The sequence below is a fragment of the Chelatococcus sp. GCM10030263 genome, from assembly GCF_042666455.1.
Lineage (GTDB): Bacteria > Pseudomonadota > Alphaproteobacteria > Rhizobiales > Beijerinckiaceae > Chelatococcus.
Window position 1 is genome coordinate 681,008 of sequence record NZ_JBHTDB010000002.1, and the last position, 23,210, is coordinate 704,217.

20 protein-coding genes are annotated in these 23,210 nt (G+C 66.1%); 14 read left to right on the forward strand and 6 right to left on the reverse strand.

Going from position 1 to position 23,210, the window contains the following annotated elements; translation table 11 throughout:
• The first annotated feature begins 107 nt into the window (after positions 1 to 107).
• From ACFQU1_RS03065 to ACFQU1_RS03085, 5 genes are all read left to right on the forward strand, one after another.
• The gene (locus ACFQU1_RS03065; protein WP_378129751.1) at positions 108 to 650 is read left to right on the forward strand and encodes a F0F1 ATP synthase subunit delta; all 543 of its coding nucleotides are present in this window, start codon (positions 108 to 110) and stop codon (positions 648 to 650) included.
• Entirely contained in the window at positions 650 to 2,179 is a 1,530-nt protein-coding gene (gene atpA, locus ACFQU1_RS03070; protein WP_378129093.1) for a F0F1 ATP synthase subunit alpha, read from the forward strand. The genes ACFQU1_RS03065 and atpA overlap by 1 nt, the downstream gene beginning before the upstream one ends.
• A gap of 83 nt (positions 2,180 to 2,262) precedes the next feature.
• Positions 2,263 to 3,147 carry a F0F1 ATP synthase subunit gamma gene (locus ACFQU1_RS03075; protein WP_378129095.1) on the forward strand — a complete coding sequence of 295 codons (885 nt, stop codon included), beginning with the start codon at positions 2,263 to 2,265 and terminating at the stop codon, positions 3,145 to 3,147.
• A 150-nt stretch (positions 3,148 to 3,297) separates the two neighbouring features.
• Positions 3,298 to 4,731, forward strand: coding sequence for a F0F1 ATP synthase subunit beta (atpD, locus tag ACFQU1_RS03080; protein ID WP_378129097.1), 1,434 nt, complete (start codon positions 3,298 to 3,300; stop codon positions 4,729 to 4,731).
• A gap of 86 nt (positions 4,732 to 4,817) precedes the next feature.
• Entirely contained in the window at positions 4,818 to 5,219 is a 402-nt protein-coding gene (locus ACFQU1_RS03085; protein ID WP_378129100.1) for a F0F1 ATP synthase subunit epsilon, read from the forward strand.
• A gap of 74 nt (positions 5,220 to 5,293) precedes the next feature.
• Here the strand turns inward: ACFQU1_RS03085 and ACFQU1_RS03090 are convergent, their stop codons facing one another.
• The 4 genes from ACFQU1_RS03090 to ACFQU1_RS03105 form a co-directional block, all read right to left on the reverse strand.
• Positions 5,294 to 6,562, reverse strand: coding sequence for a GNAT family N-acetyltransferase (locus ACFQU1_RS03090; RefSeq protein WP_378129102.1), 1,269 nt, complete (start codon positions 6,560 to 6,562; stop codon positions 5,294 to 5,296).
• A 226-nt stretch (positions 6,563 to 6,788) separates the two neighbouring features.
• Positions 6,789 to 8,006: a CobW family GTP-binding protein gene (locus tag ACFQU1_RS03095; RefSeq protein ID WP_378129104.1), complete on the reverse strand. Its 1,218-nt coding sequence runs from the start codon at positions 8,004 to 8,006 to the stop codon at positions 6,789 to 6,791.
• 160 nt (positions 8,007 to 8,166) lie between these two features.
• A complete protein-coding gene (locus tag ACFQU1_RS03100; RefSeq protein WP_378129107.1) occupies positions 8,167 to 9,654 on the reverse strand; it encodes a serine hydrolase in 1,488 nt (495 codons plus the stop codon).
• A gap of 291 nt (positions 9,655 to 9,945) precedes the next feature.
• On the reverse strand, positions 9,946 to 10,221 hold the full coding sequence (locus tag ACFQU1_RS03105; RefSeq protein WP_378129109.1) for a BolA family protein: 276 nt from the start codon (positions 10,219 to 10,221) through the stop codon (positions 9,946 to 9,948).
• Between the two features lie 184 nt (positions 10,222 to 10,405).
• On the opposite strand from ACFQU1_RS03105, the gene ACFQU1_RS03110 reads away from it, so the two are divergent.
• The 4 genes from ACFQU1_RS03110 to ACFQU1_RS03125 all read left to right on the forward strand — a co-directional run bounded on the left by ACFQU1_RS03110 (position 10,406) and on the right by ACFQU1_RS03125 (position 15,277).
• The gene (locus tag ACFQU1_RS03110; RefSeq protein WP_378129111.1) at positions 10,406 to 11,020 is read left to right on the forward strand and encodes a J domain-containing protein; all 615 of its coding nucleotides are present in this window, start codon (positions 10,406 to 10,408) and stop codon (positions 11,018 to 11,020) included.
• 256 nt (positions 11,021 to 11,276) lie between these two features.
• The gene (gene cobS, locus ACFQU1_RS03115) at positions 11,277 to 12,263 is read left to right on the forward strand and encodes a cobaltochelatase subunit CobS (protein ID WP_378129113.1); all 987 of its coding nucleotides are present in this window, start codon (positions 11,277 to 11,279) and stop codon (positions 12,261 to 12,263) included.
• Between the two features lie 18 nt (positions 12,264 to 12,281).
• A complete protein-coding gene (gene cobT, locus ACFQU1_RS03120) occupies positions 12,282 to 14,180 on the forward strand; it encodes a cobaltochelatase subunit CobT (RefSeq protein WP_378129115.1) in 1,899 nt (632 codons plus the stop codon).
• Positions 14,177 to 15,277 (forward strand): esterase-like activity of phytase family protein, encoded by a 1,101-nt coding sequence (locus ACFQU1_RS03125; RefSeq protein ID WP_378129117.1) that lies wholly within the window; start codon positions 14,177 to 14,179, stop codon positions 15,275 to 15,277. The genes cobT and ACFQU1_RS03125 overlap by 4 nt, the downstream gene beginning before the upstream one ends.
• Here ACFQU1_RS03125 and ACFQU1_RS03130 read toward each other — a convergent pair whose 3' ends face one another.
• Positions 15,278 to 15,889 (reverse strand): queuosine precursor transporter, encoded by a 612-nt coding sequence (locus tag ACFQU1_RS03130; protein ID WP_378129119.1) that lies wholly within the window; start codon positions 15,887 to 15,889, stop codon positions 15,278 to 15,280.
• A 119-nt stretch (positions 15,890 to 16,008) separates the two neighbouring features.
• On the reverse strand, positions 16,009 to 16,305 hold the full coding sequence (gene rpmB, locus ACFQU1_RS03135) for a 50S ribosomal protein L28 (RefSeq protein ID WP_378129121.1): 297 nt from the start codon (positions 16,303 to 16,305) through the stop codon (positions 16,009 to 16,011).
• Positions 16,306 to 16,532: 227 nt separating this feature from the next.
• On the opposite strand from rpmB, the gene ACFQU1_RS03140 reads away from it, so the two are divergent.
• The 5 genes from ACFQU1_RS03140 to ACFQU1_RS03160 all read left to right on the forward strand — a co-directional run bounded on the left by ACFQU1_RS03140 (position 16,533) and on the right by ACFQU1_RS03160 (position 23,203).
• Positions 16,533 to 17,384 (forward strand): DUF3108 domain-containing protein, encoded by an 852-nt coding sequence (locus ACFQU1_RS03140; RefSeq protein WP_378129123.1) that lies wholly within the window; start codon positions 16,533 to 16,535, stop codon positions 17,382 to 17,384.
• A gap of 388 nt (positions 17,385 to 17,772) precedes the next feature.
• Positions 17,773 to 21,282 (forward strand): helicase-related protein, encoded by a 3,510-nt coding sequence (locus ACFQU1_RS03145; RefSeq protein WP_378129753.1) that lies wholly within the window; start codon positions 17,773 to 17,775, stop codon positions 21,280 to 21,282.
• Positions 21,282 to 21,578 carry an RNA-binding S4 domain-containing protein gene (locus tag ACFQU1_RS03150; RefSeq protein ID WP_378129125.1) on the forward strand — a complete coding sequence of 99 codons (297 nt, stop codon included), beginning with the start codon at positions 21,282 to 21,284 and terminating at the stop codon, positions 21,576 to 21,578. The genes ACFQU1_RS03145 and ACFQU1_RS03150 overlap by 1 nt, the downstream gene beginning before the upstream one ends.
• Positions 21,579 to 21,909: 331 nt before the next feature.
• Complete coding sequence (gene fdxA, locus ACFQU1_RS03155; RefSeq protein ID WP_378129127.1) at positions 21,910 to 22,248, forward strand: ferredoxin FdxA; 339 nt, start codon at positions 21,910 to 21,912, stop codon at positions 22,246 to 22,248.
• A gap of 343 nt (positions 22,249 to 22,591) precedes the next feature.
• Positions 22,592 to 23,203: a CarD family transcriptional regulator gene (locus ACFQU1_RS03160; protein WP_378129129.1), complete on the forward strand. Its 612-nt coding sequence runs from the start codon at positions 22,592 to 22,594 to the stop codon at positions 23,201 to 23,203.
• Positions 23,204 to 23,210: the final 7 nt, after the last annotated feature.

A 23,210-nucleotide genomic window follows, 5' to 3' on the forward strand; every position in this document is an offset into this window, starting at 1 on the left:
CGTTCCTGCCCTACCCGAAGATCGCAAACGGGGTCAGGCGCCGCCGACGAACTCGGTGACGAGCGCCCCCTTAACGAAAGAGAGGCCCGGTGGCTCACGGCGGTTCCATGGTGTCCGGTGTCGCGGAACGCTATGCGAAGGCGTTGCTCGACCTCGCTGAGGAAGAGAAGACGGTTGATTCCGTCGACGCCGACCTCGATCGTTTCGCGGGTCTGATCGCCGAGAGCCCGGATCTGGCGCGCCTCGTCCGGAGCCCCGTCTTCTCCGCCGAGGAGCAGGAAAAGGCGGTCACGGCAGTGCTCGCCAAGGCGGGCATCACGGGGGCGGCCGGCAACTTCATTCGCCTCGTTGCCGCCAAGCGCCGGCTTTTCGTTCTTCCTGCTATGATCAAGGCCTATAAGGCGATGGTCGCTGAGAAGAAGGGCATCGTCGGTGCCGAAGTGACGTTGGCTGAACAGCCGTCGCCCAAGCGGGTGGAGGACATCAAGTCCGCCCTGCGCGAAGTCGCGGGGAGCGAGATCGCCCTCGACGTCAAGATCAATCCCGCCATCATCGGCGGCCTCATCGTCAAGCTCGGCAGCCGCATGATCGATGCCAGCCTGCGCTCCAAATTGAATTCGATCCGTCTCGCGTTGAAAGAGGTCGGCTGATGGACATCCGCGCCGCGGAAATTTCCGCAATCCTCAAAGAGCAAATCAAGAATTTCGGCCAGGAGGCCGAGGTCACGGAAGTCGGCCAGGTTCTGTCGGTCGGTGACGGCATCGCCCGCTGCTTCGGCCTCGACAATGTCCAGGCCGGTGAGATGGTGGAGTTCGAGTCCGGCGTCCGCGGCATGGCGCTCAATCTCGAGCTCGACAATGTCGGCGTCGTCGTCTTCGGCTCCGACCGCGAGATCGCCGAAGGCCAGACGGTGAAGCGCACCGGCGCCATCGTGGACGTGCCGGTCGGTAAGGGTCTGCTCGGCCGCGTGGTCGATGCCCTCGGCAATCCGATCGACGGCAAAGGCCCGATCGTGTCCAGCGAGCGCCGCCGCGTCGACGTGAAGGCGCCGGGCATCATTCCGCGCAAGTCGGTGCACGAGCCGATGGCGACGGGCCTCAAGGCCATCGACGCGCTCATCCCGATCGGCCGCGGCCAGCGCGAGCTCATCATCGGCGACCGCCAGACCGGCAAGACGGCGGTTGCGCTCGATACGATCCTCAACCAGAAGCCGCTGAACTCCGGCAATGACGAGAGCCAGAAACTCTATTGCGTCTATGTCGCCGTCGGCCAGAAGCGCTCGACCGTCGCCCAGTTCGTGAAGGTGCTCGAAGAGCAGGGGGCGCTGGAATATTCGATCATCGTCGCCGCCACCGCGTCCGATCCGGCGCCGATGCAGTTCCTGGCGCCCTTCTCCGGCTGCGCCATGGGCGAGTTCTTCCGCGACAACGGCATGCATGCCGTGATCATCTATGACGACTTGTCCAAGCAGGCCGTCGCCTATCGCCAGATGTCGCTGCTGCTGCGCCGCCCGCCGGGCCGCGAAGCATATCCGGGCGACGTGTTCTACCTGCATTCACGCCTGCTCGAGCGCGCCGCCAAGATGAGCGACGCGAGCGGCAATGGCTCGCTGACGGCGCTGCCGGTCATCGAGACGCAGGCCAACGACGTGTCGGCCTATATTCCGACGAACGTCATCTCGATCACCGACGGCCAGATCTTCCTGGAGACGGACCTCTTCTACCAGGGCATCCGGCCTGCGGTTAACGTCGGCCTCTCGGTGTCGCGCGTCGGCTCCTCCGCCCAGACGAAGGCGATGAAGAAGGTCGCCGGGCGCATCAAGGGCGAACTCGCCCAGTATCGCGAGATGGCCTCCTTCGCCCAGTTCGGATCGGATCTCGACGCCGCGACCCAGCGCCTCCTGAACCGCGGCGCGCGCCTCACCGAGCTTCTGAAGCAGTCGCAGTTCTCGCCGCTCACCATGGAAGAGCAGGTGGTCGTGATCTATGCCGGCGTGAACGGCTATCTCGATCCGCTGGCGGTCAACCGGGTGCGCGCCTTCGAGGACGGGCTGCTCGGGACCGTCCGCAGCAAGCACCCGGAAATCCTCGAAGCGATCCGCACGTCGAAGGACTTGTCCGATGACACCGCGGCGAAGCTGAAGAGCGCCGTGGAAGATTTCGCCAAGACCTTCGCGTAAGGCAGTGCGCTGCACCACCCCCACCCCTTCCCCTCCCCACAAGGGGGAGGGGCGGCCGTCGGCGCCATGTCCCAGGTAGAGCGATGCCGAGCTTAAAAGACCTTCGCAACCGGATCGCCTCCGTCAAGGCGACGCAGAAGATCACCAAGGCCATGCAGATGGTGGCCGCGGCGAAGCTTCGTCGCGCCCAGACGGCTGCGGAGGCGGCGCGGCCGTTCTCGCAGCGCATGTCGCAGCTCCTGGCTAATCTCGCCAGTTCAATGCCGTCGCATCAAGGGGGGCCGCGGCTCCTCGTCGGCACGGGCTCGCAGGAGACGCATCTGCTCATCGTCTGCACGGCCGAGCGTGGCCTGTGCGGCGCCTTCAACTCGGCCATCGTGCGGCTCGCCCGCGAGCGTGCCAATGCCCTCATCGCCGAGGGCCGGCGGGTCAAGTTCTTCTGCGTGGGCAAGAAGGGCTACGAGCAGCTGCGTCGGCTATTCCCGAAGGACATCATGGACTTCGTGGAGCTGCGGTCCGTTCGGCAGCTCGGCTTCGAACATGCCGACGACATTGCCCAGAAGATCGTGAAGCTCTTCAACGAGGGCAAGTTCGACGTCGCAACCCTGTTCTATTCCCGCTTCCGCTCGGTGATCGCGCAGATCCCGACCGCTCAGCAGCTCATCCCGGCGGATGTGGGCGCGGCCGAGGCAGCCACCAGCGACGTCGGCACGCTCGTCTATGATTACGAGCCGGACGAGGAAGAGATCCTCCAGACCTTTCTGCCGCGCAATCTCGCCGTCCAGATCTTCGGGGCGCTGCTCGAGAACAACGCGTCCTTCTACGGCGCGCAGATGTCGGCGATGGACAACGCCACGCGCAACGCGGGCGAGATGATCAAGAAGCAGACCCAGCTCTACAACCGGTCGCGTCAGGCGATGATCACGAAGGAACTGATCGAGATCATCTCCGGGGCCGAGGCGGTGTGATGGCGGGGAATGCGAGGCATGTCGCGCCGGTCCCCATGAGCGGACGCGGGCAGCAGCCGCTGGGTTTTGACGAATACGCCGCCGGTCCTGAGGCTGGTGGCGCCGATTGTGAGTTGAAGAGGCCCGGACGGGCTCGGACGGGAGCTTCCCATGGCTATTAACGGACGTGTCACCCAGGTCATCGGCGCCGTCGTGGACGTGCAGTTCGAGGGTCATCTGCCGGAGATCCTGAACGCCCTGGAGACCGACAACCACGGCAACCGCCTCGTGCTCGAAGTGGCGCAGCAGCTCGGCGAATCCACCGTGCGCTGCATCGCGATGGACACGACGGAAGGCCTCGTGCGCGGCCAGGCCGTGACCGACACCGGCGCGCCGATCCAGGTGCCGGTCGGCGCCGGCACCCTCGGGCGCATCATGAACGTCATCGGCGAGCCGGTGGACGAAGCCGGTCCCGTGCCTGCCGAGGCGCGCCGCCCGATCCACGCGGAAGCGCCGAGCTACTCCGAGCAGTCGACAGAGGCGCAGATCCTGGTCACCGGCATCAAGGTGGTCGACCTGCTCGCGCCTTACGCCCGTGGCGGCAAGATCGGCCTGTTCGGTGGCGCCGGCGTCGGCAAGACGGTGCTCATCCAGGAGCTCATCAACAACATCGCCAAGGCCCACGGCGGCTATTCGGTCTTCGCCGGCGTCGGCGAGCGCACCCGTGAGGGCAACGACCTCTATCACGAGATGATCGAGTCGGGCGTCAACAAGGACCCGCACGAGAACAACGGCTCGACCGAGGGCTCCAAATGCGCTCTCGTCTTCGGCCAGATGAACGAGCCGCCGGGCGCCCGCGCCCGCGTTGCGCTGACCGGCCTCACCGTCGCCGAGCATTTCCGCGACCAGGGCCAGGACGTGCTGTTCTTCATCGACAACATCTTCCGCTTCACGCAGGCGGGCTCCGAGATGTCGGCCCTTCTCGGCCGCATTCCCTCGGCGGTGGGCTACCAGCCGACGCTCGCCACCGACATGGGCCAGCTGCAGGAGCGCATCACCACGACGACCAAGGGCTCGATCACCTCGGTGCAGGCGATTTACGTGCCGGCCGACGACTTGACCGACCCGGCGCCCGCGACCTCCTTCGCGCATCTCGACGCGACGACCGTGCTGTCGCGCTCGATCGCGGAGAAGGGCATCTATCCGGCGGTCGATCCGCTCGACTCCACCTCGCGCATGCTCTCGCCGCTCGTCGTCGGCGAGGAGCATTATGCCGTCGCCCGCCAGGTGCAGCAGATCCTGCAGCGCTACAAGGCGCTTCAGGACATCATCGCGATCCTGGGCATGGACGAGCTCTCGGAAGAGGACAAGCTCACGGTGGCGCGCGCCCGCAAGATCGAGCGCTTCCTGTCGCAGCCCTTCCATGTCGCCGAGGTGTTCACCGGCGCGCCGGGCCAGCTCGTCGCCCTCGAAGACACCATCAAGGGCTTCAAGGGCCTCGTCGAAGGTCAGTACGACCATCTGCCGGAGCCTGCCTTCTACATGGTCGGCACCATCGAGCAGGCGGTCGAGAAGGCGCAGCGTCTGGCGGCAGAGGCCGCCTGATCACGCTTCCTAACGAGAGCGGCAGCGCGACTGCCGCTCTCGCTGTTTGGCTCCGCGATCAGCGCGAGATCGAAAGAGACTGAGCGATGGCCACCTTTCCCCTCGAGCTCGTTGCGCCTGAGAAGATTCTCTTCTCCGGCGAGATCGTCAGCGTCATCATTCCCTCCGCGAGCGGCGAGATGCAGGTGATGGCCGGCCACGCGCCGGTGATCGCGCTGCTCCAGCCCGGGATCATCAGCATCGACCAGGGTGGCGGCACGAGCCGCCGGCTCTTCGTGCGTGGCGGGCTCGCCGAGGTGCGGCCCGACCAGATGGCCATCCTCGCGGATCATGCGGTGCCGGTCGAAGAGCTCAACGCGAGTGCCCTTGCCGCCGAGATCGCCAGTGCGGAAAAAACGCTCGCCGCGGCCAAGACCGACGAGCAGCGGCGCAACGCCTCGACCATGCTCGCGCAGCTCACGCGTTTGCGCGATTCCGGCCTTCACTGAGCACAGGACGGTTGAGGCCGGTTGGCGTCTCTGTTCCCGCCCAGCGCGGCGGGAAACGAGAGGCGCCCTAGTCTTTATCCCGCCTGTTTCTTGGGTTGAGCCTTGAAGCGGTAGTAGAGCTTCTTGCCGAAGTCCCGCAGTTGCCGCTGCAGCGTCTCCCGGGCTATCAGCAGGCGTGTGGCGATGGATTGCTCGCTTCCCGTCGCCACCAGGATATCGGCGACCGGCAGGCGATCCCGCCACAAATGATCGATCATCGGATGATTGGCGACAGCGCAGGAATCCGTGCAGCTCACGCTGCCGTCGGCCAGCTGCGCATCGGTGAGCGCAACCGTTAGCTGCACGCCCGGCGAGAAGCGGGCGAAGTCCTCGTCATAGGCTATCTTCCAGAAGAAGGCCTTGCTGCCGCTGCGCAGCACGATGCCGGCGGCAATGGGCCGCTCGTCCAGACGGAGCAGATGGACCTCGCAGCGGCCTTCGCGGGCGAGCCGGCGCGTCATGGTCCGCACGAAGGCGGCAGCCCCCGGCTGCTGCAGCAGCGCCGTGCCGGCTGCGGCTTTCCAACCGGAAGCCTCGAGCGCCAGAAAATATTCCACAGCCTCGCGCACGGCTTGCGGCTGGCGCGCATGCGTGAAGCTCACCTGGCCGATTTCGCCGAGCCGGCGCAATTGCCGGCGCAGCTCTTTCACCTTTCGCGCCGAGCGGAGCGAGATGAAGCCGGCATCGGCGGAAGCGCGCAGAACCGCCCGCTTGTGTCGAGCGAAATGCCGCATGGCAAACTGGCGTGCCCGCGCGACTTCGGTGAGCGTCGCAGCGAAGGCATCCTCCTCCGCGACAACAGGGAAGAGAACGCCGGCCGCGCGCGTGCCGCGGCGCGTGAGATGATCGAGAAAAGCGCCGACGACACCCGCAGCCTGCTCGCGATCGACGAGCGGCACGCCGAGCGGCACGAGCGAGGGCCGCCAGAGCCGTGCGGGAGCGGCGAGCCAGCTGTGGCGCGGCAGAAGGACCGGGAAAAAGCCGACGAGGCGGCGTGTCACGCCGTTGCCCGTCCAGACGAGCACGGCCGTGACGTGACGTCCTTCCGGCAGGTGCTGTCCGCCGCCGGCCGCAAAGGCATATTCGTAGAAGGGATTGGGCTCGAGCACCCGGCTTGCGAGATCCGTCCAGGCCGCTTCGAGCTCGGCCATCGCCCTGAGCGGCCGCTGCTCGACGGTGAACGCCCCGTCAGCCAGCGGCAGGGCGGCCGGTGAGGGCTCGACGAGTTGGATAGGCTCGCGGCGGAAGCGGGAGAGGGGCCGCGCAGGCCCCCGCTCGATGACCGATAGAAAAATATCCGACATCCCGATCCCAACCGCGCTGTGCAGGGGCTGCCATGCTTGCGTCTCGAAATGAGACGCATTGAGCGATGGCCGCGCCGATGGGCATCAGGGATCAAGAAATGTGCCAGGGCGGACGAAGCGCGAGGAGAGTCGAGCGAGCCGCCACTATCGGGCGGCGTCGATTCCGGCCCTCACCTCAAAGATGAGCCAAGCTCTTTTCCGGGCGGATGTTTTGGCTGTCAGCTTCCTAGCGCAGGCCCGGGATTGCCAGCGGGTTGGCGGTGAGCGCCGTCACATCCGGCGTGTCGATGGCGGGATTGCCGAGAAATGCCGTCCAAAGTCGGGACACGAAGCTCGCATCGAGATCGCGCAGGATGAAAACGAGACGGCTGCGATGATCGGCATCCGGCCAGGCCGGCAGCTGCAGCGGTGGATGGAAGACGTGCTGCACACCGTGGATCACCATCGGCCGCTCCGGATCCTCGCGCAACGCAACGAGCCCTTTGACGCGCAGGAGATCAGGCCCGTGCGACGACCGCAGCAGATCGAGGAACATCTCGAGATTGGCGGTGCTGATCGGCTTGTCGCTCGTCAGGCAGAAGGCGCGGATGCGCTCGTCGTGCCGATTGACGTCGTGGTGATCGCCGGCATGGGCATGGGCATGACCGTGCGCATGGTCGTGGTGGTGGTGATCATGCCCGTGATCATGGTCATGATGGTCGTCGAAGGCCTCCGCCTGCAGCCAGCCACGCACGTCGGCGATCTTGCCGTCGACGTCATAGAGGCCGATGCCGATCAGCGCGGCGGGCGTCGCCTCTCCCTTTGCTGCCACGAGAATTGGCGCCGCCGGATTGAGAGCGGCCAGACGCCCCTTCAGCGCGCCGAGGCGGGGATCATCGGCGGCGAGCAGGTCGGTCTTGGTGAGCACGAGCCGGTCGGCGACCGCCGCCTGCTTCACCGCTTCCGGGTGATTGTCGAGGGTCGCCTCGCCATTCACGGCGTCGACCACCGTCACCACGCCATCGACCGAGAATCGCTTCACCAGATAGGGGTGATAGAGCACCGTGTGCAGCACGGGGGCGGGGTCGGCGAGACCCGTCGTCTCGATCATCACCCGCCGGAACGGCGTGATGCGGCCGTTGTCGCGCCGGCGCAGGAGATCCTCGAGCGTGGTGATCAGATCGCCGCGGATCGTGCAGCACAGGCAGCCGGAAGCGAGCGTGATGAGCCCCTCGTCGCCGGTCTCGACGAAGAGGTGGTCGAGCCCGATCTCGCCGAATTCATTGATGATCACGACCGTATCGGCGAGATCCGCATGGCTGAGGAGGGCATTGAGCAGGCTCGTCTTGCCCGCGCCGAGAAAGCCGGTGAGGATCGTGAGCGGAATGGGTGTGGGTGCGCGATGGCGGCGTGAGGGATCAGCCGTTTCGCTTCCCTGGCGATCAGTCGTCGTCGATTCGTTCACCTGAGACCTCGGCCTTCGGCTCGGCATCCGATCGCCCGCAGCGCGGCGCGATCCAGCACGCGATCGTCTGAGCCACGCCAGCGGGAGCAGAGGCTCAGACGACTCTAATGTAACAATGTAGCGTTTTGGCCGGGCGCTTGCACCCGTTTTGAGATGGCCCTTATCGCCGCGGAGGCGTGGGCGGGGCGAGGCTGAGGGGCTGCGTCGATGCCTTCGTGGGCTTTTTCTGCGACTTTGCCGTGGGACGGCGGGGCGGCTTTGCGGCGGTTGCAAGCTCAGACTTGGTGGCCTTCTCGCTGCCGGACTTGGCGGACTTGGCCTTGCCAGACGCCTTCTTGGTGGACCCGCCCTTCGCCGGCTTGATCGCCCGCTGCAGGGCCATGGGTGCGTTGCCGATTTTCGCATCCTCCTCCACGGGGGCGAAGGCGCTTGCCTCGCGTGGTGGACGGCCGCCCTTAGCGGTCTTGCGCACGGCGATCGGTTTCGCCGTCGCAGCCTGCTTGGAAGTCTGCGCGTCCTTGCCCTTTCCGGCGGTCGCAACCGCGGTCGAGTCGGGTCCGTCACCGGGCGTGGCGCCAACGAAGACGGCGATCGGCGTCGTCTTCGCACGAGGCGCCAGGCGGTTGGGAGCGGAACCGCGAACCGCGGCGACGCCGTTGACGCGTGGCCCGGCGAAGAGGCTGATCCCTTCCGAGCCCGCGACCGAGGCACTGACCGGCGCAGCGTTATCGTCATCGGCGAGATATTTGCCGCGGTTCGCTCCGCAGATCTCGTCGCGCAGGTCCGGTGGCGCGGTTGCCGTCGAGACCGGCAGGCTGTCGAGTGTCTGGCTGCCCCAGCCCCTTTGTGAGAAGCCGGTATCGAGCAGTTCGGCCGCCTGGATGGTGCGTTGGACGGCGGTGGGCGCGCCGAGCACGACCACGAGCAGTTCGCGATGGCCGTGCACGGCCGTCGCGACCACATTGAAACCCGACGAGCAGATAAAGCCCGTTTTCATGCCTGTCGCGCCGGGATAGCGGCCTATCAGGCCGTTGGTATTCCGCATCAAGCGTTTGCCGAGCTGAACGGCGCCGATGCCGAAATAGCCGCGATAAGGCGCGAATTCGGTGAGGAGCGCCCGGGCCAGCACGGCGAGATCGCGCGCAGAGCTGTGCTGGCGCTCGTCCGGCATGCCGTTTGGATTGGCGAAATGGCTGTCGCGCATGCCGAGTTGCTGCGCCGTTTGATTCATGCGCTCGACGAAAGCATCGACCGAGCCGCTGACGCCCTCGGCGAAGACGACCGCAAGGTCGTTGGCGGACTTCACGAGCATCATCTTGAGCGCGTTGTCGACCGTCACCACCGTGCCGGGCTTGAAGCCCATCTTCGAGGGGGCTTCGGCTTCGGCGCGCGCCGATACGGTGAGCGGCGTCTCGAGGGTCAGCCGGCCCGCCCGGATTTCCTGGAGAACGATATAGGTGGTCAGGAGTTTGGTAAGCGAGGCCGGATACCACGGCTCGGTCGCCTGGCTCGAGTGGAGCACACGCCCGCTGGCGATGTCGACGACGAGGGTTGGGTTGGCCTTGGCCGGCGTGATGAACGCTTGCGACACGGCTGCCGTGACGAGAAATAGGAAGGCAACGGACAGGCGTGAAATCGCATTCGTCATCATTCGACCTTAGAATCTGGCGAGGCCGGCTCATGAAGCCAAGATCGCTCGCTGCACTCGAGACCGTCCGCTGGCCACGCGGCCACGGGTTCTGAAATAGAACGGCTTTTCCGGGGCGTCCGCCCCGATGGGGTCTGCTAGCTGCAGAATACGGCAGGTTGCAGGCGAGGCCCGCACTTTGACACGAGAGAGGTTACCACAAGGCGAATGCCCTCGCCACCCGCCGGCCAAGTGGTGAGGCTCTCTCACGGTCATCAGCGAGGCTTCATCGCTCCGCTCCGCTCCGATCGTTTACGAGCGCACCTCGTCGGGCGCCTTGGCCTCGATGGAAAGCGCATGCAGCCCTGTCGTGAATTCGTTCTGCAAAAGCGCATTCACCAACCGATGACGCTCCAGTCGCGTCTTGCCTGTAAAGGCTTCCGACACGATATTGAGGCGGTAATGGGTTTCACCGCCTTCGCGCCATCCCGCGTGGCCGGCATGAAGGTGTGATTCGTCGACAACGGTGAGAGCGAGCGGTCGAAGCTCGGCCGTCAGCTTGGCATTGATCCTGTCGGCGCGCGCCATATGATCGTCCTCATGTCTGGGAACTATGCGTTCGGGCCTTCGTAGCCTGCAAGGCGATCGATCGTCCACGGCGACACGAGTCTCCCGCGTTTCTTCGTTTCTAAGGACCGATGCGCTCGGCGAAGCCCGGCTGTGTCGTTAAACCACTTGTCCACCGAGCCTGCGCAAACGTAGTCTAATGGTCATGAACCTGAATTCGCGCCTTTTCGATCGGATCCGTGTCGGTGCTTCCAGCGAGAAGCCGGCATCGACGACGCAGGGCTGCGAGCATCCGGGATGCACCCGCACCGGCGATCATCGGGCCCCCAAAGGGCGGGGCCGCGAGAACGAATACTGGCGTTTTTGCTTGGAGCATGTCCGCGCCTACAATCAGTCCTATAACTATTTCAATGGCATGAGCGATGATGCCGTCGCCCGCTTCCAGAAGGAAGCCGTGCTCGGCCATCGCCCCACCTGGGCCATGGGAGTCAATTCCGCCGGACGCGGGCGGCGCGGAGCGGCAGAGGCTCCCGAGGCAACTGGCGATGTGGAAGATCCTTTCGGGCTGTTCGGTGCGCGCGCCTTCACCGCTCCGGCGCGGGAGGAGGAGGTGCGGCCGCGGCTCAGCCGGCCGGCCCTGCAGGCGCTCGATACGCTCGGCCTCGACGAGGGAGTGGATGCAGCAACCATAAAGGCGCGCTACAAGCTTCTGGTGAAACGCTTCCATCCTGACGCCAACGGCGGCAACCGGTCCTTCGAGGCCCGGCTTCAGGCTATCATCCGCGCATACAACACGCTGCGGTCGCTTGGCATGTGCTGACGAGGCATGTGCTGACGAGGCGCCCCGCCCGGCGCGTCGAAGGCAAGCCCGGCCCGTTGCGCTGCGGAGTGGCGCGCAGTTTGCTTCGCTGCCGGGAGGCTTGTATCGATCGAGACGGGCTGGCGCCGGAACCCGGTTCGGCGACAGCGACTTGACGAGAGACGATGAGTGTCGTGGCGCGTGTCGCATCGCGGGAAGGGCGGCGGTGCGACCTCGACCACGGGCGGCGGGAGGCCGCGACGAAGTGAGAGGATCCATGCAAGCGACGACCGAACTGAATACTGGCGTGCCGGACATGAAGCTGTCCGTGCGGCAGGTCTTCGGGATCGATACCGATCTCGAGGTGCCCGCCTTTTCCGAGCCCGACGAGCATGTCCCTGATCTCGACCCGGATTATCTGTTCGACCGGGAGACGACGCTCGCCATTCTGGCGGGTTTTGCCCGCAACCGCCGCGTGATGATCACCGGCTATCACGGCACGGGCAAATCGACCCATATCGAGCAGGTCGCCGCCCGCCTCAATTGGCCCTGCGTGCGCGTCAATCTGGACAGCCATGTCAGCCGTGTCGATCTCGTCGGCAAGGACGCCATCGTCGTCAGGGACGACAAGCAGGTCACCGAGTTCCGCGACGGCATGCTGCCTTGGGCCCTGCAGCACAATATCGCGCTCGTCTTCGACGAATATGACGCCGGTCGGCCGGACGTGATGTTCGTCATCCAGCGCGTGCTCGAGCTTTCGGGTCGCCTGACGCTGCTCGACCAGAACCGCGTCATCCGTCCGCACCCGTCCTTCCGGCTGTTCGCCACCGCCAATACGGTCGGTCTCGGCGACACCTCCGGGCTCTATCACGGCACGCAGCAGATCAATCAGGGCCAGATGGACCGCTGGTCGATCGTCGCGACCCTGAACTATCTGCCGCACGACCGCGAGGTCGACATCGTCGTGGCCAAGGCGCCGCACTACCGCACCGAACAGGGCCGCGACATCGTCAGCAAGATGGTGCGCATCGCGGATCTCACCCGCAACGCCTTCATCAACGGCGATCTTTCGACGGTGATGTCGCCCCGCACGGTGATCACCTGGGCGGAGAATGCGGATATCTTCGGCGATATCCCCTTTGCCTTCCGGCTCACCTTCCTCAACAAATGCGATGAGCTCGAGCGTCCGCTCGTGGCCGAATTCTATCAGCGCTGCTTCGGCAAGGAGCTGCCGGAATCGACCGTCAACGTCGCCTTGACCTAGTCTGCGACAAAGCACCCGATGTCCATCTCCAATCGCAAGCCGCCCGCGGCGAAGGAAACTCCGACCGAGCCCCTGAAGCAGGCCGTGGCCGTAACCCTCAAGGCCATCGCCCGCAAGCCGGAGCTTGAGGTATCCTTCTCCACGGACAAGCCGGCGCTGACCGGCGAACGCGCCCGCCTCGCGGAGCCGCCGCGGCGCATGACGCCCGCCGATGTGGCCCTGCTGCGCGGTCAGGCCGACGCCATGGCCTTGCGGCTCGCCTGCCACGATGACGCGCTGCACCTCAAGCTCGCGCCCGAAGGGCAGGCGGCGCGTGCCGTCTTCGACGCGGTGGAGCAGGCCCGGGTGGAAGCCATCGGCACCCGTCGCATGACGGGCGTGGGCGACAATCTCTCAGCCTTGCTGGAGGACCGCTTCCAGCGTGCCAATCTGGCCGAGGTCAGCGACCGCTCCGATGCGCCGCTGGAAGACGCCGTCGCTCTTCTCGTGCGCGAACGGCTGACGGGGCGCGCACCGCCGCCGGCCGCCCGCAAGGTCGTCGATCTCTGGCGCGAGGTGATCGAGTCGAAAGCCGGCCGCGATCTCGACCGGCTGTTGCGCAGCATCGAAAACCAGCGCGGATTCGCCCGCGGCGTGCGCGAATTGCTCGCGAGCCTCGACATGGCCGACGACGCCTCGAACGAGGGCGAGCGGGACGAGGACAGCGAGGAGGACAAGGAAGACGGCGACAATCAGCAGCGCGGCGAAAGCGAGGGCAGCGAGGACGAGAGCGCCGAGCAGGCCGAGGTCGATGTCACCGACGAGACCAGCGACGAGCTCGACGGCGAGAGCGAAACCTCCGAGGCTCCCCAGGGCGAGATGCCGGAGGAGAGCGAGGCCGTCGACAGTGACGAGGCGAGCGAGGCCTGGCGGCCGCCGCCATCACGTCACAACGAGCCGCGCGGGCCGGATTACCGCGTCTATACGGCGAAATTCGACGAGGTGATCGCCGCCGAAGACCTCTGTGACCCGGAAGAGCTGGCGCGCCTCAGGGCCTATCTCGACAAGCAGCTCGACAGCCTGCAGGGCGTCGTCGCCCGCCTGGCCAATCGCCTGCAGCGGCGCCTTCTCGCCCAGCAGAACCGAGCCTGGGAGTTCGACCTGGAAGAGGGCATGCTCGATCCGGCGCGGCTGGCGCGCGTCGTCACCGATCCCTTCCAGCCGCTGTCGTTCAAGCGGGAGAAGGACACCACCTTCCGCGACACGGTCGTGACGCTGCTCATCGACAATTCCGGCTCGATGCGCGGGCGCCCGATCACGGTTGCGGCGACCTGTGCCGACATCCTCGCCCGCACGCTCGAACGCTGCGGCGTCAAGGTCGAGATCCTCGGCTTCACGACGCGTGCCTGGAAGGGCGGGCAGTCGCGCGAGATGTGGTTGCAGTCCGGCAAGCCGCCGGCACCCGGGCGGTTGAACGATCTCCGGCACATCATCTACAAGGCGGCCGATGCGCCCTGGCGTCGTGCGCGGCGCAATCTCGGCCTGATGATGCGCGAGGGCCTGCTCAAGGAGAATATCGACGGCGAGGCGCTCGACTGGGCGCATAAGCGCATCCTCGGCCGCCCGGAGCAGCGGCGGATCCTGATGGTGATCTCCGACGGGGCGCCGGTCGACGACTCCACCCTCTCGGTCAATCCGGGCAATTACCTGGAACGTCACCTGCGCCATGTCATCACCGAGATCGAGGAACGCTCGCCCGTCGAGCTCATCGCCATCGGTATCGGCCACGACGTCACGCGCTATTACCGGCGGGCCGTCACCATCGTCGATGCCGAGGAACTCGGCGGCGTGATGACGGAGAAACTTGCCGAGCTCTTCGAGGAGAATGCCTCGCCACGTGGCGGGAGGACGCAGCCGCGCCGGCTTGCACGCGCATGAGGCTGAAGCCGCTTCTGTCGGGCCGCGTCCTGCGCCTCGGGGCCAAGCTCGGCCTCGTGGCCTTTGCCCTGGCGCTCGCCTCGCTCAAGGGCTCTGCGGCTTCCGATGACCTCGTCGGCGTCACCGCCGTCCCGATCACGGCGACGCCGATCACCTCCTTTGAGCTTGCCACGCCCTCACGACAGCGCTTCGGGCGGCTCGAATTTCGCGGGGGCCTGACGCTCAGGTCGCCGAACGCAGCTTTCGGCGGCCTCTCCGGCCTGTGGCGCTCGCCGGATGGCGAGCAGCTGATCGCGGTCTCCGACCGCGGGCGCTGGCTCACCGCCCAGCTGCGTCATGCCAACGGCCATCTCGTCGGCATGGACGATGGCGTGATGGGGCCGTTTCTCTCGGCCGCCGGTCACCCCCTGTCCAAGACGCGCTCCTACGACACGGAATCGCTCGCGATCAGCGGCAGCCGCGCCTATGTCGGCGTGGAGCGGGTGCAGGAGGTGCTGCGTTTCGATTGGCCACGCGGCGAGAGGCCGAGCCGCGCCCGCGTGATTGCCGTGCCGCCGGGGGTCAAGGCCCTGCCGCGCAATCGCGGGCTGGAAGCGCTCGGCATTGCGACGGCAGGCAGCTCAGTGGCCGGTGCGCTGGTCGGTATTGCCGAGGAGCCGCCCCGGACGGGTGGCCCCGACGGCTTCATCCTGACCGGATCGCACAAGGGCAGCTTCCGCGTCCTGCGTCGGGATGGCTTTGCCGTCACGGACCTCGCCTTCCTGCCCGGCGGCGATCTCCTCATTCTGGAGCGGCGCTATGTGCCGCCCTTCAGCCTCGCCATGCGCCTTCGCCTCATCGATGGTCGCACGCTCGAGCCGGGCGCCGTGCTGGACGGTGAGGTGCTGCTGACGGCCGACGGCGGCACACCGGTCGACAATATGGAAGGCTTGGCCGCCTATCGGAATGCCGACCGCGAGACCATCATCACGCTGATCTCGGACGACAATTTTTCCATGTTTCAGCGGACGGTGCTCTTGGAATTCGCGCTCGATCCGCCTGAGGAGGCGCGCCTCCCGCCGAGCACTGCGGCGCCGGGCCACGTCGCCGTGCCGTGATCAGCGCGCCCGCTGGAGCCGTTCCGCCGGCAGGACGATGCTGAGCAGCGCGCCGTAGGGCAGCAGCATGAGAAGCGCCATCGCCACCTTGACGATGAAATCGCTGACGCCCCAGGCCATCCAGACCGGTGCTGTCACGGCAAAGCCAGCGATGCCATAGGTGCTGACCTCGGTGACCACGCCGGCGAAGGCGAGCGAAAAGAACAGCACCGTATCGAGCGCCGAGCCGAAAAGGCTGCCGAGCAGTGGCGCTCGCCACCAGGCAAGCCGCCGCAGCCGGTTGAATACCGTGATGTCGAGAAGCTGGCCGACGAGGAAGGCGGCGCCGGAGGCCATCGCGATGCGCGGCGTGGCGGCGACGATCGAGGCGGCCACCGCGACGAGAAACCCGACCACCACGAGCCGCCGGGCGAGGCTCGCCCCATAGCGACGATTCGTGAGATCGGTGACGAGGAAGGACACCGGATAGGTGAAAGCGCCCCAGGTGAGATAATCGCCGAGGCCGAACGGCGTGAACGGATATTGCACCGCCACATTCGACAGCAGGACGACGAGAGCCATCGCCGCCACCGGCAGCCAGAGCTGCGAAACGAGCTTTGCCAGATAGCTCATGGAATGTTCTGGCTCATGCGATGGTCCGACGTCCAGCCCGACACGACAAATCGCGCCGACCGAAGGCCGACGCGATGGATCGAATCATGATCGATGATCGAAGAGACGCCGGCGAAAGCTCAGCTCGCGGCGGCTTCGGCGGTCTTCTTCGCGATCTCGCGCTTCAGCACGCGCACGTTCTGCGACAGTTCCGCCTCGGGGGCCTTGGCGAGGAAGCCGTCGAGCCCGCCGCGGTGTTCCACCGAGCGCAGGGCGGAGGCGGCGATGCGCAGCCTCACGCTGCGCTTCAGCACGTCCGACTGCAGCGTCACATTGACCAGATTCGGCAGAAACTTCCGCTTGGTCTTACGGTTCGAGTGGCTCACGAGATGACCGGAAAGAACGGCCTTGCCCGTCAATTCGCAGCGGCGCGCCATGACGCTTGGTCCTTAACTGAATGGTGCCTGTTGAGCGACGAGCTCAAGCCCGACGAAAGCCGGGCCGGGAGCACCGATGTCCGATGAAAGTTGCGCGTGTATAGTAGATGTGATGTGCGACCGTCAAGGATCTGCATCGGGATCGTTGCGGTAAGGCCTGAGATGCGTCACGATTCGGACTGATTTGCGGCCGAGAACGCCTGTGTCGGCCAGGGAGCGTGGGATTTATGAACCGGCGTCTTTACCCAACGGGTGCCAAGATCGCGGGTTGCAACCGGCTTGCGGCGCTGGCGCTCGCCCTGTTTCTCCCCCTGCCGGCCGGTGCCGCTTCCGTGCAGGCCAATTACGATATTTCGCTGCTCGGCCTGAAGATCGGCGTCGCCGAGATCAAGGCGGATGTGGAAGCCGGCCGTTACAAGCTCGACATCTGGTCGAAGCTGACGGGCCTTGCCGGCATGGTCACCGGCGGCAAGGGGGCTGCAAGCGCCAGCGGCAACATTTCGGGCAACCGCATTCTGCCGGCGAGCTTTGCCGTCACGACGGCCAATTCGGAAAAGTCGGTGACGGTGCGCATGGCGCTCGCCGGCGGCAGCGTGCGGGCGGTCGAGATCAAGCCGCCGATCGAGCCGCGGCCCGACCGCATCCCGCTCACCGAGCAGAACAAGCGCGGCGTGGTCGATCCGCTGAGCGCGCTCTTGATGCCGGCGGCCATCAACGAACCCTATGCGACGGCTGCCTGCGACCGGACGATCCCGATCTTCGACGGCGCCACCCGCTTCGACGTGAAGCTCTCCTACGCGCGTATCGAGACGCTGCGCAGCGCGGCCTATAACGGCCCGGCGGCTGTCTGCAACGCCCGCTATCTGCCGATAGCCGGGCACCGGCCGGACCGCTCGGCCACCAAATTCATGGAAGAGAACAGGGATATGCAGGCCTGGCTCGTGCCGATCGGCGATGCCCATATCTTCATACCCTACCGCATCTCCGTGCGGACACCGATCGGCACGACAGTGATCGAGGCAACAAGCTTTAATGTGGATGGGCAGCCGGTGTCTCCGAGGCAGCGGGCGCGGAACTGACCGTTCCATCGGTCGAGAAGCCTCGCGTTATCGGCCGCTTCTGGCGAAGCTGCGCGCCCCTTCCTACATTCGCCTTGTGGCCCGCGATCAGCAACACCACCAGATCTCGTGATGAACGAAACCTGATTCTGAGCGAGTCAGCGATTCGGGCGCTGTTCGTTCTGGACTCGTTCTGTTCTCGAAAGATGCCGCCATCGCGTGCCCCTCCGCGTATCGATGTGATACAGAGGGAGATGGGGGGTGGCTGTCGCCGGCAAGTCGCAAGGCTGTTCGAGGCAAGCGTCCTTGTTCTTTTCAGGTGAATGCCGCGCCGTCCAGGGGCGCGGCGGGGTTCCAAGGCCGTAAAGGCCGACAGTCAATGGCATCGGGTTTCATGACTTCATCCGTGATGGTTGCGCGGACGCTGCCGCCGAGGGTCAGGGCGCGTGGCGTAACGGCGGTTCTCGGTCCGACCAATACCGGCAAGACCCATCTCGCCATCGAGCGGATGCTCGGCCACGACAGCGGCATCATCGGGCTGCCGCTCAGGCTTCTCGCGCGCGAGGTTTATAACCGGGTGGTCGAGCGTGCCGGCGAGCATGCGGTGGCGCTCATCACCGGCGAAGAGAAGATCAAGCCCCCGGAGGCGCGCTACTGGATCGCCACGGTGGAGGCGATGCCGAGCGATCTCGATGTGTCCTTCTGCGCCATCGACGAGATCCAGCTCGCCGCCGATCTCGACCGCGGGCATATCTTCACCGACCGGCTGCTCAACCAGCGCGGCCGCGCCGAGACGCTGATCATCGGTGCGGCGACCATGCGCTCCCTGGTGGAAAGCCTCATCCCCGGCGCCAATATCGTCTCGCGGCCGCGACTGTCGACGCTCTCTTTCGCCGGCGAGAAGAAAATCACCCGGCTTCCCCGGCGCTCGGCCATCGTCGCCTTCTCGGCGGAGGAGGTTTATGCCATCGCCGAGCTCGTGCGCCGCCAGAAAGGCGGGGCAGCCGTCGTGCTCGGCGCCTTGAGCCCGCGAACCCGCAATGCCCAGGTCGAGCTCTACCAGTCCGGCGAGGTGGATTATCTCGTCGCGACGGATGCCATCGGCATGGGCCTCAATCTCGAGGTCGACCACGTCGCCTTTGCCGCCGACCGCAAATTCGACGGCTTCGGTTTCCGCAAGCTCAATCCCGCCGAGCTCGGGCAGATCGCCGGCCGCGCCGGCCGCCATATGCGCGACGGCACCTTCGGCACGACCGGGCGGTGCCCGCCCTTCGACGCGGCCATGGTCGAGGCGCTCGAAAGTCATTCCTTCGATCCGGTGCGGGTGGCGCAATGGCGCAATCCGGATCTCGATTTCCGCTCGCTCCAGGCGCTGCAGGCGAGCCTGTCGGTGCTGCCGCAGGAGCCGGGGCTGACCCGCGCACCGATCGCCGACGACCTGAGCGCGCTGGAGATCGCGGCACGGGATGCGGACGTGAAGCAGCGCGCCACGGGCAAGGAGGCCGTTTCCCGCCTGTGGGAGGTCTGCCGAATCCCTGATTACCGGCGCCTTTCGCCTGCCGCCCATGCCGATCTCATCGTGCAGATCTTCAATGCGCTGATGACCGAGGGCGTAATCGCCGACGACTGGTTTCGACGGCAGGTGGCGGTCGTCGACCGCACCGACGGCGACATCGATACGCTCTCGGCGCGCATCGCCCAGATCCGCACTTGGACCTTTGTCGCCAACCGCCCGGACTGGCTTCGCGATCCTGAGCATTGGCAGGAGGCCACCCGTCAGGTAGAGGACAAGCTGTCGGATGCTCTTCACGAGCGTTTGGCGAGCCGGTTCGTTGATCGGCGCACCAGTGTGCTCATGCGGCGCTTGAGAGAGAATGCGATGCTCGAAGCGGAAGTAACCGCCAGCGGCGACGTTCTGGTCGAGGGCCAGCATGTCGGCCGGCTGCACGGATTTCAGTTCGCCCCGGACCCCCAGGCCGACGGCCAGGAGGCCAAGGCGCTGAGGGCGGCTGCCCAGAAGGCGCTCGCGGGCGAGATCGAGGCGCGTGCCGAACGCTTTGCTGTCGCGCCCGACGATGCCTTCGTGCTCGCGAGCGACGGCGTCATCCGCTGGATGGGCGAGGCGGTCGCGCGGCTCGTGCCGGGCGACAAGCTCTTGAGCCCGCGCTTTCGCATCCTGTCCGACGAGCAGCTCTCCGGGCCGCCGCGCGACAAGGTGGATGCGCGGCTCACCGCCTGGATCAAGGCGCATGTGGCGAAACTGCTCGGGCCGCTGGTCGCGATTGAAGAGGCGACCGACATCACCGGGCTCGCCCGGGGCATCGCCTTCCAGATCGCCGAAGCGCTCGGGGTGCTGGAGCGCGCCCGTGTCGCACAGGACGTGAAGAGCCTCGACCAGGAGGGCCGAGCGGCCCTGCGCCGCTACGGCGTGCGCTTCGGCGCCTATCATCTCTATCTGCCGCTGCTGCTGAAGCCTGCTCCGCGCGCGCTCGCCGCGCAGCTCTGGGCGTTGAAGCACGGCGGCCTCGACATGAAGGGGCTCGACGAGATTCCGCATCGGGCTGCCTCCGGCCGCACGTCCTTCCCCGTCGATCCCGAAGTGCCGCGCGGGCTCTATCGCGCGGCCGGCTTCCGCGTCTGTGGCGGTCGCGCCGTGCGCATCGATATTCTCGAACGCCTCGCCGACCTCATCCGTCCGGCGATCGCCTATCGGCCGGGCACGACGCCTGGGGATCCGCCGCCCGGCGCCGCCGATGGCGACGGTTTCATCGTGACGGTGGGCATGACTTCGCTCGCGGGATGCTCCGGCGAGGACTTCTCGTCGATCCTGAAATCCCTCGGCTATGTCATGGACCGTCGGACGGGACCGGCGATCACCGTGCCGCTCGTGCCGGCCCCGCAGTTGATCCGCCCGGCCGCGCAAGCCGCTACACCGGAGAGCGTTTCGGCGGAAGCTTCGACCGAATCGCCGGCCGAGGCCGCGTCGTCGACCGCCGCTGCAGAAGGCGAGGCCGTGCCGGAACCGGCCGAGGCGCCGTCGTCACCGGAGTTCTCGGCCGTCGCGCAGGAGCCAGCGGTCGCAGAGCCCTCGGCGGAGGAGACAGGCACCGGCGAGGCCGAACCGGCGGAGCAGGCGGCCGTAGAGAGCCGCCCCGCATTGCCGCCGCAGGACGACGCGGCGCCTATTCCTCCGGAAGCACCGGCGGATGTCGCGGTGCTCGACGAGGCTGTTGCCCGTGAGGAGACGAGCGGTCAATCACCCGACGAGGCCGCTCAGACTGAAGACGAGGCTGCGCCGATAGCCGCCGGGGACGGCGCAATCGCGGCCATGCCCGAGGAGGGCCAGCCAGCGGCCTCACCCGAAGCGACTTCACCGGAAGCCACTTCGCCGGAAGCGAGTTCGCCAGAGGCTGCCTCATCCGAAGCCACGTCGCCCGAGGCGACTGTGGCGGCGGAACCCGAGGTGGTCGAGGTCTGGCGCCCGCATCGGCAGCACCAGCATGCGCAGCCGCGCCGGCGCAACGAACGGCGGGACGAGCGCCCGCGCGGTGAAGCCCGGCCGGATCAGCGGGCCGGCGGATTCGCCGGCCGGCCCCGCCCGGAGGGCGTGGAGGCAGGCGCGCCGGAAGGCGCCGCCACGCCACCGCGCGAAGCACGGCGCGATCAGGGCCGTACCGACAATAAGGGGCGCGACTGGAAAGGCCGGCCGGGCAAAGGCCGGGATTTCGGCAAGAATGCCGGAGAGGGTGCCGGTCAGCGTGGCTCCGGAAACGGCGGCAATCGGGGCAAGGGTGGCGGCGAACGCTGGCAGGACCGTCCGCAGCAGCGGGCCGAGAAGGCGCCTGATCCGAATTCCCCCTTCGCCAAGTTGTTGGCGCTCAAGGAAGAGCTCGAAGCCAGGGCGAGCCGCAAGAGCTGATGGCGGCTGCGGGCGCTCGTCTGCGGATCGATAAATGGCTATGGCACGCCCGCATGGCCAAAAGTCGCACGCTCGCTGCCAAGCTGGTGGAAGCCGGGCACGTGCGCCTCAACGGCCGGCGAATCGACGGATCGGACAAGCTCGTGCAGCCCGGCGATATTTTGACGCTCGCGTTGCCGCACGCCACTCTAGTGGTCGAGATCCGGGCGCTCGGCTCCCGCCGAGGGCCGGCGGCCGAGGCTCGCACCCTCTATGAGGATCGCTCCGGCGGGCCGGGACCGGACGAGACGCCCTGATTCGTGGACAGCCGGCACGCTGAGCGGTTGACCCCGCGGGAAGCGATGCTTATCTACAGCAGAGTAAAGACCAATCGGTCTTATTAACATTCAGAGACTGGTATTTAATTGTGCGGTTGACGGGTGCGACGGTTCCTCACTTGTGCCGAGCGGCGATTGGCCATAGAGCAAGGCCGGTTGTTCCTCGCTCGGCCTGCCGATCAGGACATCGTCCGGGTGCGACTTGTCGTCTCGGTGGGCCCGATGTCCGGCAGATGGTCGCGGGAACTTCCAGCCGGTTGATCTTTGGACGGGGCTGCGGGCTGAGCGCCGCTCGTCAGCGGAGACGTGGATGACTTACGTCGTCACCGATAACTGCATTCGCTGCAAGTACATGGACTGCGTGGAAGTCTGTCCGGTGGACTGCTTCTACGAAGGCGAGAACATGCTCGTCATTCATCCGGACGAGTGTATCGACTGCGGCGTCTGCGAACCGGAATGCCCGGCCGAGGCCATCAAACCGGATACCGAGCCTGGGCTCGAGTCCTGGGTGAAGTTCAATGCCGACTATGCGAAGGCATGGCCCAATATCTCGCAAAAGGGCGAACCACCGGCTGACGCCAAGGAGTTCGACGGCGTGCCCGATAAGCTCACCACCTATTTCTCACCCAATCCAGGTAAGGGCGACTGATTGTCGCTTTACCACTGTGATTGCCGCCAATAGGTCGATCAGCAGCGCAGTCCTTTGATTTCTCCCGATTTTTGTGATAGGGTAAGATCCAAGGTCGATTAACGCACGGGCCCGTTGCGGCCCCATTTGTTACGGGTTTACGAACAAGGACATGAACGCGACTGGGCGGCCACCGCCGTGGGCCGGGCTTCCGGAGTGTCGTGTGTTTTCCCTGTCGACTTGAGGTGTAGCGCGCGAGGTTTGCAGCTCGCTCGTGACCATTTGCGTGCGTGCCGCCGGCGTTTGCCGGTCGGCCAGAGTAGCGTTCGGCTTCGACGAGCGCAAAGAGGAGGCGATCACGATTATGACGAATGCCAAAAAGACCGCCCAGCGTCAGGGTTTCAAGACGGGGGAATCCATCGTCTATCCCGCTCATGGTGTCGGACAGATCGTCGCCATCGAGGAGCAAGAGGTGGCCGGCTACAAGCTGGAACTGTTCGTCATCAGCTTCGAAAAGGACAAGATGACGCTGCGCGTTCCGACCGCGAAAGCGGCGACCGTCGGCATGCGTAAACTGGCGGAGACGCCGCTCGTCGACAAGGCGCTCGAGACCTTGACCGGCCGCGCCCGCGTCAAGCGCACCATGTGGTCGCGCCGCGCGCAGGAATATGAGGCGAAGATCAACTCGGGCGATCTCATCGCCATCGCCGAAGTGGTGCGCGACCTCTATCGGTCCGACGCCCAGCCGGAGCAGTCCTACAGCGAGCGCCAGCTCTACGAAGCGGCGATCGACCGGATCGTGCGTGAGATTTCGGCCGTGAACCAGATCACCGAGACGGAGTCGATGAAGCTCATCGACGAGGCGCTCGCCAAGTCGCCGCGCCGCGGGCCGAAGAATGCCCAGGCCGACGCAGAGGTCGAGGCCGAGACCGAGACCGAGACCGACGAAGAAGAAATTCGCGAAGAAGCTGCCTGAGGGCGAA

Bases quoted from the DNA above. Each gene is read 5' to 3' on its own strand.
- ACFQU1_RS03065 (WP_378129751.1), top strand. From the start codon at position 108: ATGGTGTCCGGTGTCGCGGAACGCTATGCGAAGGCGTTGCTCGACCTC.
- atpA (WP_378129093.1), top strand. From the start codon at position 650: ATGGACATCCGCGCCGCGGAAATTTCCGCAATCCTCAAAGAGCAAATC.
- ACFQU1_RS03075 (WP_378129095.1), top strand. From the start codon at position 2,263: ATGCCGAGCTTAAAAGACCTTCGCAACCGGATCGCCTCCGTCAAGGCG.
- atpD (WP_378129097.1), top strand. From the start codon at position 3,298: ATGGCTATTAACGGACGTGTCACCCAGGTCATCGGCGCCGTCGTGGAC.
- ACFQU1_RS03085 (WP_378129100.1), top strand. From the start codon at position 4,818: ATGGCCACCTTTCCCCTCGAGCTCGTTGCGCCTGAGAAGATTCTCTTC.
- ACFQU1_RS03090 (WP_378129102.1), bottom strand. From the start codon at position 6,562: ATGTCGGATATTTTTCTATCGGTCATCGAGCGGGGGCCTGCGCGGCCC.
- ACFQU1_RS03100 (WP_378129107.1), bottom strand. From the start codon at position 9,654: ATGACGAATGCGATTTCACGCCTGTCCGTTGCCTTCCTATTTCTCGTC.
- ACFQU1_RS03105 (WP_378129109.1), bottom strand. From the start codon at position 10,221: ATGGCGCGCGCCGACAGGATCAATGCCAAGCTGACGGCCGAGCTTCGA.
- ACFQU1_RS03110 (WP_378129111.1), top strand. From the start codon at position 10,406: ATGAACCTGAATTCGCGCCTTTTCGATCGGATCCGTGTCGGTGCTTCC.
- cobS (WP_378129113.1), top strand. From the start codon at position 11,277: ATGCAAGCGACGACCGAACTGAATACTGGCGTGCCGGACATGAAGCTG.
- cobT (WP_378129115.1), top strand. From the start codon at position 12,282: ATGTCCATCTCCAATCGCAAGCCGCCCGCGGCGAAGGAAACTCCGACC.
- ACFQU1_RS03125 (WP_378129117.1), top strand. From the start codon at position 14,177: ATGAGGCTGAAGCCGCTTCTGTCGGGCCGCGTCCTGCGCCTCGGGGCC.
- ACFQU1_RS03130 (WP_378129119.1), bottom strand. From the start codon at position 15,889: ATGAGCTATCTGGCAAAGCTCGTTTCGCAGCTCTGGCTGCCGGTGGCG.
- rpmB (WP_378129121.1), bottom strand. From the start codon at position 16,305: ATGGCGCGCCGCTGCGAATTGACGGGCAAGGCCGTTCTTTCCGGTCAT.
- ACFQU1_RS03140 (WP_378129123.1), top strand. From the start codon at position 16,533: ATGAACCGGCGTCTTTACCCAACGGGTGCCAAGATCGCGGGTTGCAAC.
- ACFQU1_RS03145 (WP_378129753.1), top strand. From the start codon at position 17,773: ATGGTTGCGCGGACGCTGCCGCCGAGGGTCAGGGCGCGTGGCGTAACG.
- ACFQU1_RS03150 (WP_378129125.1), top strand. From the start codon at position 21,282: ATGGCGGCTGCGGGCGCTCGTCTGCGGATCGATAAATGGCTATGGCAC.
- fdxA (WP_378129127.1), top strand. From the start codon at position 21,910: ATGACTTACGTCGTCACCGATAACTGCATTCGCTGCAAGTACATGGAC.
- ACFQU1_RS03160 (WP_378129129.1), top strand. From the start codon at position 22,592: ATGACGAATGCCAAAAAGACCGCCCAGCGTCAGGGTTTCAAGACGGGG.